Here is a 13,547-nt window from a genome sequence, read left to right as displayed (position 1 = left end):
AGACGTGACCGCGTGCTTAAACATGCTCAGGATGAGGGGAGCCCCGTTGCCCCAGAAAGCCCTCTATGAGCCTCAAATAATCGAGGTGAGAGGGAAGGGACGAAAGTCTATGAATCCCACAACGGTACAGGATTGTATGAGCTCTCGCCCCTACTGAACCTTAAGCTCCATGTGAAACCCTTGAGATCACCCTTACTAACTCCCTCCTCAAGTTTAAATAACCTACCCTCATCTGACACTGTTGTCTCGCTAATCCTGAGATCACTACCAGCCTTAATCATGAGACCTCTGGGTTCTCTAGAACCTAATACTGTTAGCCAATATGCTGAGTACTTCTTATTTAAGCCTACCAAGGAGGTATATCTAAGCCAATACCCTCTACCACCTCCTGACATAGCCATGAATAGGACACTATAGCCCACAACTTGCACCGGGATCATATATCCGTTCAAAGCTATAAATTAAATGGATTCCGAGTTATGTAGTCTTTGATAGGTTGTGTAGCTTCGTGGGTTCATCAGCTTAGGAGTACGGTTAGATCATCGAGTTTCTCATTAGCTTCTTCCCTGTTACTATGAACTATCTTCAACTCTTTTCAGCTCTTTGAAGATGCGTACCCCTCTATCTGAAGGTATAAATTACTGGAGCGTTTAGTTACCTGTCAATCACCAGCATTTACCATAGCTTATATCTATAAACTTATCTATTCTGAAAGTACTAACTTACAGTGTGAATATACAGTAGACAGTTTGTACATCATATTTATATGCTACGTCATTATAAACAATATGGTGAGAAATATGTCCACTCGAAGCGAGATAAGTGTTGGGTATGCTCTTTCACTAGTTGGTGGAATTTTAATAATAATTGGATCTCTGTTGAATATGTTCGGCATGTTCTATTTTGGATGGGTTGGATGGGGTATGATGGGAGGAGGCCATATGATGGGGGGATGGCAAGCATGGCCGTGGTGGGGTGGTTTTGTAGGAGCTTTTATGATGTTCCCAATAATAGGATTAATCTCAGGAATTTTGGTGACTATTGGAGCTGTGAAGTTGCATAGTTCAGCTGATACAGTCACTTGGGGAACTATAATAATAATATTCTCGGTTATTAGCTTTATCGGTGGTGGCGGATTTTTCTTAGGCGCGATATTAGGATTAATAGGTGGTATCTTAGCAATCACTCTAAAAGTATGAGAGATTTCTGATCACTCTTCTGTCTTGTTGTTTTTCACTTTCTATTTCTCTATTGGTTAATGTTGTTGCTGAGGTATGACATATCAATAGGGTAGTTCAGCGGTCTCTGAATAGATAGATTTTTATAGACGTTTAGTGTGTTCTGTGTTTGATGAGTGGAGCACCGAATGGGCATATGCCCAATATGCGGTGAGGTGGAGCACAGGATGAGGGGAGCCCCCGTTGCCCCAGAAAGCCCTCTATGAAATTGAGAGGGAAGGGACGAAAATCCATGAATCCCACAACGGTATTCATTGCTATAGTTGGTATCTTTGGAATACTTGCATGGATTATATGAAGAAAAAGAATTGGATCAATTTATAATCCACCTATTGATTTTTATTCATATTAACTTATTTGGTTGTTAAGGTGAAAAAATATACACCTAACTTGAATTTTTAGTAATTTTGCATAATTAATTAAAACAGTTTAGTTTATTGATTTAATTTTGTTTTAACTTTGTTTGAATATTTTCTATGTTCCACCTATTTTTTCTTTTAGTTTCTTTTTGACCTCGTCTTCGAGCTTCTTGTTTTCTTCAACAACTTGTTTCCATTTTTCGTAATCGTTTCCTAGTATGTTAAGAATTGTTTGTTCTAATAGTCTCTGCATTTCTTTGATGTCCTTTGTTACTAATGCGTCAACTTCCCAGCTTTCGCTTCCAAATTCTTTCTGATACCATTTGTATCTTGGGTCTGTTTCTTTTGCTGGGTTCGGTGGTAGGCTGTAGTCTATTATTTGCTTTGCTGTGAGAGCTACTCTTACTTCATTCAGGTCGAAGTGATGAAATACTTTGAGAAGAGCCATGTAAAACCTGTTTATGTCTAGTCCTGAAGGATCATGATCACTTATAACCAGGGCCCACACTTTATATCCTCTTTCAAGTTTTTCCTTAATTTCTGGTGCTAGTTGTGATGTTCTTGTCCAGACTGCTCCGTATCCTTTAAAGCTTACGAGAGGCACGTAATATTGCGCGCATATTGAGTTTATTTGTCCGAAGAGTTCTCTTTTTTCTGTGAATACGTAAACGTATTTTCCTATTGATTCCCACGGATCTTTACCCATTGGTGGTATTGTTTCGATTGCTTTTTGAACGGCTTCTTCTATGTTTGAAACGCCCCAAAGTATTGGCTTATATGATAATGATTCAGTCTCTGTAACCATGAACCAGTCTATGATTCCGAGTATCCTAGTTTTCAGCATGAAGTCTACAAGTCTGTTATAGTGTTTTAGGTCGTTCCTGTAGTCCGGTAATTCTAGACCTACTAGGTAATAGTGAACCTGCCTTATTGTGACCGGTTGTTTTAGTTCTGCGAATGCTTTTTTAACAAAATCTACGGCTCTTTTTTGCCATTCATATTTGAATTCTATGTTGTTTTTCCTTTTAGGAACTGAGTAAGTAACATCTTTGAGACTTCTTCCATACATTTTTTGTAACCATTTTAGTGAATAGTTTGAATCAATATGTTTTAACAATTTTTCATTCACGCTCACTTTATATCACCTAAGTCGAGTACAACAAAATACTATTTAAAAATTCATGATCGGTTGATAAATTATTTTTATAAAATTTTTAATAAATTATGATCTATGGTTTTGGTGTTGGTATTTTGTTTAATATATCATCTATTACTTTGCTTGGTGTTATTCCTTCGAATTCATACTCTGGGTTTAGAATTATTCTATGAGCGAGTGCAGGCTTTGCGACATTTTTTATATCATCTGGTATAACATAGTTTCTTTCATCTATCATTGCCCATGCTCTTGCTATCTTATATATTGCTATTCCCGCTCTTGGTGAGCCTCCAAGTTTTACTGCTGGATGTTTTCTCGTCTCTTCAACTATCTCTACTATATAGTTTATTATTGCATCATCTGCTCTGATGTTTTTTGTGTTATTTTTTAAATTAATCAGGTCATCCTTTGTTGCTATTGGTTTAATTTCTGCTATACTTTGTTCTATCTGGTCTATTCTTTTTATTAGTTCTGAGAAACTCTTTGTTGTTGGATAACCAACTTCTAGTTTTATTAGGAACCTATCAAGTTGTGCCTCTGGTAATGGAAATGTGCCCTCCATTTCTATTGGGTTTTGCGTTGCAATTACTATGAATGGGTCGTCTAGTTTAAATGTGTTTCCTTCTATTGTGACTTGTCTTTCCTGCATGGCTTCTAAAAGGGCACTCTGTGTTCTTGGTGATGCTCTATTAATCTCATCCGCTAGAAAAATGTTTGTGAAGATTGGTCCTTTCCTGATTTTAAATTCACTTGTCTTTTGGTCATAAACATAAGCTCCTAACAAGTCTCCAGGAAGCAGATCCGGCGTCATTTGAACTCTTTTAAAATCTAAGTCAAACATTCGTGCTACTGTTTTTGCTGTCATAGTTTTAGCTATACCAGGCACACCTTCAAGAAGCACATGACCATCGGCGATCATTGCCGCGACAATAAATTTTACTTCTTTTATTCGCTCAATAAGAACTTTAGAAGACTCATTAATTATGTCATTAAAGATTTTTAAACTCATACATTTCACCTGCGTTTTTAAGTTTTTTAATCTTAATAAAGTTATGAAGTCACAATTTTGTTCTAAAAAATTAAAACGTTCAAAAAACGTAAAGGTTAGCTAATTTTTAAATAGTCGTGTGATGAAATAATTATGGATAAAGATGCATAAAACCTCGCTATTATTGTTTGCTCTTATTATTACATGTATGTTATTTCTAAGCTTTTCTACTACAAGAGTTGTAGGCCAGTATACAAACTCAACGATCACGTCCATCGAAGAATCAAGACATAGTTATGAGTTTCCAGTCATACTCACGAATTCCACTAATTTTTTAAAAAATTTGGTTGACCTCCTTAGTTTAATGAATCAATCTCAGAATCAGTTACTATCTAACGGCACTTCTCAAGTTATAAATAGTTTGAACGACTCCAAAAGACTTAATGATGATTTAAACACACTGTTAAATAGTGGACAAATATCAAGTAATGATTATACGATCCTACAATCAATACTTGGCAATAATACGAATCTCTCACAGTTACTTCAAATTTTATCAAAAGATAACCTTACTGATATTATTAGTATGTTGCAATCGTTACAAAATGTAAAGGATCCAAATCAAGCTAAGCAAATGTATCAAAATATTCTCTCAGTAATTAATAACAAGTATAGCAGTGGCAAAATGTCATTGACAGATTATATAGCCGCACTAAAAGCGTTACAATTAATAGGCTCATCAAAAAACATTGATACGACCGATTTAAATGATATGCTGAGGACAGCAGAGCTAGAATATCTTAAGAACATGGCATCACTACTAAGTAATATTAATGGTTTAAAAACTCCATCAATTAGTGAAACTCCGCTAAGTTTTAATAAGAGCTCAACGATATCATCACCTAACATAGCATTACAGCCATTATTCAGTATTAATACACTACCTTCTGGATTAGCATTACCTAATGACCTACAAATATTTAATCCCTTGATAATTCTAATTGTGAGTATCATTGCGGTGTCAATATTAGCATGGAGATGGAGAACAATATTTTCAAGTATTATGAATTTAATTGAACGTAACAAAACTATGGTCATATCAACTGATTTGGAAAAGTATAGTGAGTCTATAAAACTTTATTGGAATTCAGTTAGCATGCTTTCCAGAAAAGTTCCTATAAACAGTTGCGATACACATAGGGAGTACATGTCCAGAGTATTACAAAATTTACCTAGTGTAGGGAATGATTTTAGTAAGATTGCTATGACGTATGAATTAGAACGATTTGGTGGAATAAAATCAAATGAACTTATTAATGATGCAAAACAAGCTTTTAAGAATATACTTGCCATGGAGTTGAAATAACATGAACGTTCAGACTATTTTTTCTATTGTTGAGAGAGTTCTCATTCTGCCTTCACTTATTTATGTATCACTTACATTAAAGATCACTGAAATTCCCCAAATGTTTATACACTTTTCTTCCATTGTAACTACTAAGCCTTGGTTGTTTCTAAGCATAGTGTGTTTAATTTTATTGGTTTTTGCTTTCGTGCTTGCAGATCCTGTAATCTATGCAATGAGTCTAGGATTTTTTATCATCACAAGTAATTATATTAGCATTTCTTGGATTCTTATTATAATATTTACTAGTTTGTTTTTGCTCATGCTTATTCTTAATACTATTAAGACTGGATGGAGAAATGATCAATCTAAGAGTTTAAGTATCATTAATATTCACAGGTCTCATATAATAGTATTTATGATAATACTTCTTGTGTTCTTTGTTTTTATACCTTATCTGAGTACTGAATTAGCCAGTATGGCTATACTGTTATTTTTGAAAGTGCCACAACCAAAAGATGCTGCTCTTGTTCCTTTATGGATGTTCATGACTAACAATATTGTTGGAGAGAGTATAATTGTTAGTGTTGTACTTGCTGTAGTATATGGATTAATCCAGAAGATTAGTAGTATAATATCGATGTATATGGTTCCATCTAAAAGTGCTGTCATAGAGGATGCAAAAGAATGGTTAAGTAAGGAAACTTGGTTCACGCCTGCATTAATGTATATTGGTAGTTTTGCAGAATCTATTATAATAACACCATTATTATACTCCACAGTAATGATTCTGATTGAACGGGTTAGTATGATGCTTGGTATTCTAATTATGAATACGTTTATCTTAAATATTGTAAATTTTGTTATAGCATTACTCATGTTTTTTATCGTGTGGAGGTTCGTTTCTAAGATAATATCTTTTGAACCTCTTAGGCCGTCGTTAAGATCTGTTATTTTTGTTGGAACGATTGTAATTTTAATATATTTAGCCATTTATTCTAGATACTCAGTAATAATAAACCCGTTTGATCCTAGTTTTACAGCTTTTGATTCTTATATATATGACACATATATATCATTTTATAATACATTATTCCTTATCGTTCAATGGATTTTGATATTAATAGGGGTAGTGCCATGAAGTCCAGGTTTCATATAGGACCATCTACAAAGTTATGGATATACATCATTCTGGGAATTATACTTTTAATAATATCTGTGTATATACTTCTTTTATCTATTGGGTTAATGGAGAGGGCATTCATAGCAACATCACTCTTATCAGCGTTAATAGGTTTTACTCTTCTCTCAGCTTCATTATACCTCTTAAAATTGTCGGCGTCTATTTATGCTGTTGAACGAGGGCAAGAATGATGCCAGATAAAAAGAACGACAAACCACAGAAATTACCAATGGTGACTAAAAGTACTATTCTTATCTTACTTTTAATAGGATTCATAGCTACAATTGAATATGGTCCTCCTGCAATACCTTTAGTCGAAGGCCCATCACCATTCAATTCAGGTTCATTGGGGACTTCAAAGTTAGCACAAACTCTTGCTTCAGAGGGTTATAATGTAATTCCAGTAACAAATTGGACCACTACAGCGAATATTCTCAGAAGCTGTAACAATGTTCTAATCATTATCATATCACCTGAAATACCTTACAGCGTTAAGGATTTAACGTCAATAAAAAGTGTTATAAGTTCATGTAGTAATGTATCATTTATTATTGCCGATGAAGGACCACATACGAATACAATCTTGAGTATGGTAGGTTCTAGAATTCAGATAGTGTCATCAAAAAGAATTTTAGAGCCGACAGGTGATCCATATCCATATGCAACACTGAAAACACCCTCTAATTATGTATATTATTTAAGGCTTGATAAAGCTGCACCACTTGATGTCAAAGATGGCGAGATCATGGGAATATCAGAAGGTTTGCCTGTTGCTGCTTATCAAATTCTTAATAAATCTAAGGTCTATGCGCTAGGTGATGGATCAATATTTCTCAACCAAGTTTTAGAACTTCCTGCTAATGTTTCATCATCATATAGAAATTTTATTGTTCGATTAGTTAATGATCTTACAACTCCAGGCTCTACAGTGCTAATTGAGGCTTCAAAGTACATTGCTACAAGCAATCCACAAGAGTTAACGCTGCAAAATAGTTTAAATGTATTAAATAATCCAGAACTTTTCTTGCTACTACTCTCGAGAATTATTCATCCTAGGTTTTGGGCACCACCATTATTTAATATAATAAATACCTACTTGAAAAATCTATTATCATCAGAAATAATAAAAATCATCATCGTTGTTGTAATGATATTCATCGGATACTACATTATCGCCAGAAATATAGGCAAATCAGTTTATGATACTAAATTAGAAGACACATTAGAGATCGATGTAATAGTTGATACTCAAGTCAGGAGAACATTACTAGAAAAAAAGGCTAAGTTCACAAAAAATGATTTTACTGCATTATACGAGATTATGGATCAGATCATTAGTAAAACTGTAAACGTAAGGATAAACGAAATAGATAGTTTAATTAAAATTTTTATTGCTTATGGTATTAATGAGAAGGTGGCAAGACAATATGTTAACGATATGAATAAACTCTATATAAAAATCACTAAGAGAAAATTTCGACCTGTTATTTTATCATGGAATCGAAAAATTTTACAAATGATAAATTTATCAGAAATGATTCTTAATAAATTTGGCTCTACACTTGTTGGTGAAAAAGGAGTAGAGTACAAGATGAGATATGAAGCATATCAAAATATGAAAGGTGATTAAATGTTACAAGACGTTGAAAAAATAAAACCTACTCGAAGAATTTTTGGTATCCTTCTTTTGGGACTCTTCCTTATCATGACTGACATTTTTTGGAAAAGAGGTTTGATTTTCCTTGGAATATTGCTAATCTTTCTAATACCCATGGCAAAGAGTTACGTGGAAATATCAAGGAATATATTCAAAAAACTTAAAGTTAATGTAAGTATGTTTGGTAATTTAGAAGGAAAAGAGATAAACGTAGTGTACAGACTGTATAACCCATACTACATGCCAATATTTCCGTTAGAATTATCACTAAAATATCCCTCGTACTTTAAATTAATAAGAGGTTCGCCAGGAGGAGTTCATCTCATCCTTCCAAAAGGTTATTTAGAATTCAAAGTAACTTTACTAGGTAGAATTGGTGAACATGATATAGGACCATTGGATGCAATCATAAGAGATCCTTTAGGACTTTTTAGATTAAAAACAAGTTTGAATATTAAGAGCACCATTAGGATCTATCCAAAGGTTGAAAGTATAAGAGTAGCGAGGTTGACTGTTCAAGCACGAACTGTTGGTTTGTCTAGAACTAAAAGTAAGGGTAGTGGTATTGAATTTTATGATGTAAGAGAATTTCAAGAGAATGATGAAACGAGATATATCTATTGGAAAGCTCTGGCAAAGTATGGAAAGCTCTATGTCAAAGAATTTGAGCGCGAGATAACGCTTAATATTATGTTAATTCTTGACACTTCAAAAACGATGTTCATAGGTAATTGGGGAATAACTCCTGTAGAACAGGGTGCAAGAACGTTTGCAAGCATAGCTAAATATGCAAGCATGAGAGATGATAAAATAGGACTCACATTATTTTCAGAAAGATACATGAAAACATCTCCTATGAGAAGAGGAAAAGTAGCTTTAATAGATATAATCAGAACCCTCAGCAGCATTAAATGGAATTCTTCGATTTCAGGTTCGTACGATCGTACTAGCGCTCTCACTAATGCTATTAAGGAGACAGCAAAGAATCTAAGCAGAGATAGAAATATCATAATTTTCTTTACAGCTCCTGGGGATAAAGAATACATAAACGCAGTTACGAAATATATGCTAGAATTAAAAAGTCGTGGTAACGATACTTATGTAATACTTCCACTTACAGTAGCATATGAAGTTACAACTATTACAGGATGGCAAACAATAATCTATAGGCTACGATCATTTGATAAATTAAAAAACGAGTTACTTTTTTCATCAATATTAAGAAGCAAAGGAGTACCAACAATAGCAGTTGGACCTAAAGATATTACACAGAAGATAATAAGTTCACTAGAAATGATTAGAGCTTCAATAGGATAAATATATAGTTCCCATCATTTGCAAATAGATGGACTCATAGACTTGAAACTCTGACTGACATCCTCCTCGCCCTAAAGGACGAGGGTTCTGGGGAGGTTTAGAGCTACATTCCCGGCTCCTGCCGGGTTCAGCTCTGCGCCTGGTCTCAGGCGCGTTATCCCTACCCCGCATAGTGCGGGGCTTGGGGATATGGTTTTCGCTTTGAGTAGGATGTTGTGTGCTCCTACTAGGTCTGCGTTGAATACTTTGTCGTGCTTGTAGCATTTCAGCAATCCTCTATATACTCTCTTGTGGTATCCGTCTCTGGTTCTGCATAGTGGGCAGGTGGTGGATGTACTCTCTTCGCTGACGAGCTCAACCTTGATGCCGTACTCTTCTCCTACCTCGATTATCCTTCTCACCAGGTACCCATAATTCCATACGTGAACTACTTCGAAGTTCACCTTGGAGGATTTGTTGTTGTCCTGCGTCAGATACTTAGGATAGCCGAGTAAAACTGTTGACACTCTCCTCAGGTAGAGCCACTTCACAGCGTTCCTCACAGCCCAATCAATATAGTTCTTTACCTGCCTTCTCCACCTCTTGTACATCTTTCTAAGCCTTCTAGAAGTCTTCAACCCGTACTTGTTTAGCGTGGACTGGTAGTCTGCTATCTTCTTCCTCCAGTGGAAGCTCAAGCTCTTCAACGGTCTACCGGAAACGATTAGAGCTGAACCATCCTCCACGTATACAGCCAACAGGTTGTTGATACCAATATCTACCCCGGCAACCCTGCTTCCCAGAGGTTTCGTTGGAATCTTAATCCATCTCTCTTTAACTATCTTCTCCGATACCTCGAACGCTACGTGTATGTACCACTTCTCCTCATCGCTATCGTAGTGTACCTCAGCTCTACCCTGCTTACCTCTAATACTTATTCTACCAGTGTACTTCACCTTGATGCTCCTGATTACTCCAAGACTCTTGATCACGATGTAGTCTCCATCGAACCTGTACTGGTCGTTTCTGAGGACGCACCATAGCTCCCTATATCCGCTCTTCTTCCTGTATCCCGGTGGGTTCACTTTTCTTATGAACGGTGGTAGTTTTCCTTCTTTCCTTGCTTTCAGCATTGAGAAGAAGCTTCTCCAAGCTTCATCGTTTTTGTTTAGGACCTGCTGAGCTGTCGCTGAACCTATTAATGCCTTGTACTTCTCGTAGAACTCTTTATACGTTGACTTCAGGTCGACTCTCTTTTTCTCGAAGAACATCCTCCTCCTAGCGTAGTTGGCTTCGTTCCAGAGCTTAGCTGATAGTGAGCAGAGTAGCTTGAGCTTGTTCTCGGAAGCCCTGTCCGGTACCAGTCTTAGCGTTACTGTTCTCTTCATCTCTCCTTCTCCCACTGCTCCACTACATACCTCTCAACAACATCTGCTGACACCTTACCTACTGTTGCAACGAAGTAGCTTCTAGACCACAGCCTACCCCTACTGGCACCAGCCTTCAGCTCTGGGAACCTCTGCAGTAGTCTTCTAGCGCTCTTACCCTTGAGGTAGTTTGCTACGTAGGCTGGGGATAGCCGTGGAGGACATGAGCAGAACACATGAACATGGTCGGGTAGGACCTCGATAGCGATAGGCTCACAGCCGAGCTCAAGGAGTATCTGCCTCAGCACCTCTCTAGTGTATTCAGCAACATCGCCTACGAGAACATCTCTACGGTACTTAGGTATCCACACGAAGTGATAGCCACACCAGTACCTAGCATGTCTAGTACTCTTAAGCTCAAAACACGTCTGAGAGTCGCCCTCCACGGCTATTCCAGAATACACTAGAGAATACAAAGCTTATAAACCTTACCACACCATCCCCACCCTAAAGGGCGAGGCTTTCAGTTGTAAAGAACACTATGAGACTAAACTTTTCGTATCCTAGTATAAATCAGATTGAGGAAGGCGTCAAAAGGTTAGCGTCCGCTATTATAAATCATTCCTAAAATTTTTACAAGCGGGAAATTTCCCCTTTAAAGTTGAGGAATATTATTAGGTTTTTGTAAATTAATATTAGATTCCTCAAGCATTTTTTCTATTGCATAGTTCGGATATTCTCTTAATAGATTTGTGTAGTTATTCTCTGGGAAGTTATCTAAATTCTTTTTGGCGATTTTTAAACGATCGTTTATGAATTGTAGTGCATTTTTTTGTGCTTGTTCAAGTATTTTTATTATTTCTGGTTGGAAACGATAATTTTTATCACGTAATTTTATGAAACCATTCATGATCAGGGGCACGGTCTCCTTAATGCCGACAAAGTATGTTACCAATGGGCCAAGTGTTATAAGTGTTCCAAGATCAACCTCTTCATTTCTGATAATCTTAGTAATATCTGATAAATCATCAGCAACTTGAAAGGCTTCACCCACAGCCATGCCATATTTGTATGCCTCTTCTTTCATTGAACTTTTTGCAGCTATTGCTCCTAATTTACTTGCTGTCGCGAATAATACTGCAGTTTTAAGTTTAATTATCACTAGATACGATTCTTGCAATACTTTTCCGCTCATAAGGCTTTTCAAAAAGACTATTGGATTAAGAGGTTCTAAGAACGCACCTCGTGAGATATCATAAATCGCGTCTGACAGAGCATCTTTAGATCCATCTTCCGCACTGACATATTTTATTGCTGCAGCCATAAGCATGTCCCCAATAAGTACTGCACGCCTAGGATCTAGTATAGTATAAAGAGGTTTTAATCCTCTTCTTATCTTGTGCCTGTCTATGTAATCGTCATGAGTTAACGTTGCAGCATGAACAATTTCTACTGCTGCAGCATAATCCAGCGCTTTTTTGATATCCCCTCCTAACGTTTCACATGTTAAAAGAGTTAACGTGCCTCGTAACCTCTTGCCTCCTTCAATCTGTCTGAGCATTAGCTTTGAAAAATGTAGAGTTTCTGCTATTTCTCTTATTCTTTTATCGAGTAAAAGTCTAACACTTTCGAAGTATTCTGTTATATTCATGTATATCACTTTAAAAATAATTATACTAGGTTAAAAACTTAAGGATTCAATTGTGTTAGTGATATTACAAGTTTACGTCTAAGTTATATATTATGTATTAGATAATTATTTTATTTTATTTGCTAGAAAAAATCTAGACAAGTTTATATTTATCGCAGATGTATTATTTAATTGGAGACTATGAGCACAATAATTACGGTTCGCATACCAAAGGAATTAAAAGAAAAAATGAGCAAACTAAAGAGTAAAGTTAATTGGAGTGAAGTGATTAGAATTGCTATATCAGAACATATTAAAAAACTTGAGTTAATGGAGGCAGCTCAAATTTCTGATGAAATACGTGAAAGGACTCTTCTCGGTTTGTATGATAGCATGAAAATTATAAAAAAGGATAGGGGAAAAGCATGAAGAAAATATACGTATTGGATAGTGGTGTAATCGCAAAATGGTTTAATGAAGAGGAATATAGTAAAGTTGCAATAAGATTCAGAGATTTATATATAAATGGTTCAATTGAACTAAAAGAACCGCCAATACTTCCTTTTGAAGTAGCAAATACAATAAACCGCAACCTACAACTTAACTTAGAGGATGTATTAAAAGCCGCTGGAAGCCTCTGTACTCTTATACACAACGTGATTGAGCTTCCGTGCGAAGATGATATGAAAAACATTATGCAAATAGCTAGACAACTTGATATCACGTTCTACGATGCAGCATATATATTCTTAGCTAAAAAATACAACGCAATTTTCGTTACTGTTGATGATGAACTTTATGAAAAAGCACGAAAAGTTGTAAAGAGTTCTCATTTAGCCGATGCATTAGAACTTATAAGTAAATAAAGTAAAGCCAAAACATAAGCGAATTAGAATAGTATATACTTAACAGAATACACCCAGCTATAGATAGTTTTATATGCTGTTTTGAGCATAACAATATGAGGTGCAGATAGTCCAATATGCATAATAGTAAACGTGTAGTTTATATTGCTCTTATAACCAATGTAGCAGCATTCTTAGCGAAATTAGGTGCATCAATGATAACTGGTAGCGTTGCTATACTGGCTGAAACACTAAGATCATTATCAGATATTATGAACCAAATACTTCTTGTAATCGGCGTAAATTATGATAGGATTATACATTGCAAAGCAAACTAAAGAACAATTAATAGGTATAGGGTAAGGCAACTGTTTCTAAATAGATAGATTTTTATAGACGTTTAGTGTATACTCTATTTGTGGAAATAGTCCTCAGCGTTCCATTCGTTTATGAAGTGAACGACGAAGTTAGAAAGCTCCTAGA

Annotated in this window: 15 protein-coding genes; 9 read left to right on the top strand and 6 right to left on the bottom strand. The window is 35.8% G+C overall.

Annotation, left to right across the window (positions count from 1 at the left end; genetic code table 11):
• Positions 1 to 107: 107 nt before the first annotated feature.
• A complete protein-coding gene (locus tag QW128_09065; GenBank protein MEM3833715.1) occupies positions 108 to 422 on the bottom strand; it encodes a hypothetical protein in 315 nt (104 codons plus the stop codon).
• A 378-nt stretch (positions 423 to 800) separates the two neighbouring features.
• On the opposite strand from QW128_09065, the gene QW128_09060 reads away from it, so the two are divergent.
• On the top strand, positions 801 to 1,199 hold the full coding sequence (locus tag QW128_09060; protein MEM3833714.1) for a hypothetical protein: 399 nt from the start codon (positions 801 to 803) through the stop codon (positions 1,197 to 1,199).
• 513 nt (positions 1,200 to 1,712) lie between these two features.
• Here the strand turns inward: QW128_09060 and QW128_09055 are convergent.
• Both QW128_09055 and QW128_09050 read right to left on the bottom strand, forming a co-directional pair.
• A complete protein-coding gene (locus QW128_09055; protein ID MEM3833713.1) occupies positions 1,713 to 2,732 on the bottom strand; it encodes a hypothetical protein in 1,020 nt (339 codons plus the stop codon).
• A 94-nt stretch (positions 2,733 to 2,826) separates the two neighbouring features.
• Positions 2,827 to 3,762 (bottom strand): MoxR family ATPase, encoded by a 936-nt coding sequence (locus QW128_09050; protein MEM3833712.1) that lies wholly within the window; start codon positions 3,760 to 3,762, stop codon positions 2,827 to 2,829.
• Between the two features lie 343 nt (positions 3,763 to 4,105).
• Here QW128_09050 and QW128_09045 point away from each other — a divergent pair, with 343 nt between their 5' ends.
• The 5 genes from QW128_09045 to QW128_09025 are packed head-to-tail and all read left to right on the top strand — an operon-like array spanning position 4,106 to position 9,243.
• Positions 4,106 to 5,107 carry a hypothetical protein gene (locus QW128_09045; GenBank protein MEM3833711.1) on the top strand — a complete coding sequence of 334 codons (1,002 nt, stop codon included), beginning with the start codon at positions 4,106 to 4,108 and terminating at the stop codon, positions 5,105 to 5,107.
• A gap of 1 nt (position 5,108) precedes the next feature.
• Positions 5,109 to 6,227, top strand: coding sequence for a hypothetical protein (locus QW128_09040; protein ID MEM3833710.1), 1,119 nt, complete (start codon positions 5,109 to 5,111; stop codon positions 6,225 to 6,227).
• Positions 6,224 to 6,460, top strand: coding sequence for a hypothetical protein (locus tag QW128_09035; GenBank protein ID MEM3833709.1), 237 nt, complete (start codon positions 6,224 to 6,226; stop codon positions 6,458 to 6,460). The genes QW128_09040 and QW128_09035 overlap by 4 nt, the downstream gene beginning before the upstream one ends.
• On the top strand, positions 6,460 to 7,899 hold the full coding sequence (locus QW128_09030; GenBank protein ID MEM3833708.1) for a hypothetical protein: 1,440 nt from the start codon (positions 6,460 to 6,462) through the stop codon (positions 7,897 to 7,899). The genes QW128_09035 and QW128_09030 overlap by 1 nt, the downstream gene beginning before the upstream one ends.
• Positions 7,900 to 9,243 carry a DUF58 domain-containing protein gene (locus tag QW128_09025; protein ID MEM3833707.1) on the top strand — a complete coding sequence of 448 codons (1,344 nt, stop codon included), beginning with the start codon at positions 7,900 to 7,902 and terminating at the stop codon, positions 9,241 to 9,243.
• A gap of 71 nt (positions 9,244 to 9,314) precedes the next feature.
• Here QW128_09025 and QW128_09020 read toward each other — a convergent pair whose 3' ends face one another.
• The 3 genes from QW128_09020 to QW128_09010 form a co-directional block, all read right to left on the bottom strand.
• Complete coding sequence (locus QW128_09020) at positions 9,315 to 10,625, bottom strand: transposase (GenBank protein ID MEM3833706.1); 1,311 nt, start codon at positions 10,623 to 10,625, stop codon at positions 9,315 to 9,317.
• The gene (tnpA, locus tag QW128_09015; protein ID MEM3833705.1) at positions 10,607 to 11,035 is read right to left on the bottom strand and encodes an IS200/IS605 family transposase; all 429 of its coding nucleotides are present in this window, start codon (positions 11,033 to 11,035) and stop codon (positions 10,607 to 10,609) included. The genes QW128_09020 and tnpA overlap by 19 nt, the downstream gene beginning before the upstream one ends.
• Before the next feature lie 209 nt (positions 11,036 to 11,244).
• A complete protein-coding gene (locus tag QW128_09010) occupies positions 11,245 to 12,240 on the bottom strand; it encodes a polyprenyl synthetase family protein (GenBank protein MEM3833704.1) in 996 nt (331 codons plus the stop codon).
• Between the two features lie 180 nt (positions 12,241 to 12,420).
• Here QW128_09010 and QW128_09005 point away from each other — a divergent pair, with 180 nt between their 5' ends.
• The 3 genes from QW128_09005 to QW128_08995 all read left to right on the top strand — a co-directional run bounded on the left by QW128_09005 (position 12,421) and on the right by QW128_08995 (position 13,402).
• Positions 12,421 to 12,648 carry a hypothetical protein gene (locus tag QW128_09005; protein MEM3833703.1) on the top strand — a complete coding sequence of 76 codons (228 nt, stop codon included), beginning with the start codon at positions 12,421 to 12,423 and terminating at the stop codon, positions 12,646 to 12,648.
• The gene (locus QW128_09000; protein ID MEM3833702.1) at positions 12,645 to 13,085 is read left to right on the top strand and encodes a type II toxin-antitoxin system VapC family toxin; all 441 of its coding nucleotides are present in this window, start codon (positions 12,645 to 12,647) and stop codon (positions 13,083 to 13,085) included. The genes QW128_09005 and QW128_09000 overlap by 4 nt, the downstream gene beginning before the upstream one ends.
• 116 nt (positions 13,086 to 13,201) lie before the next feature.
• Entirely contained in the window at positions 13,202 to 13,402 is a 201-nt protein-coding gene (locus QW128_08995) for a cation transporter (protein ID MEM3833701.1), read from the top strand.
• The last annotated feature ends 145 nt before the right edge of the window (positions 13,403 to 13,547 follow it).

Source organism: Thermoprotei archaeon, assembly GCA_038881895.1.
In the GTDB taxonomy this organism is placed as follows: Archaea; Thermoproteota; Thermoprotei; order Gearchaeales; family WAQG01; genus JAVZOV01.
Note: the sequence above shows the minus strand (reverse complement) of the source record. Positions and strands in the feature narration are given on the sequence as shown.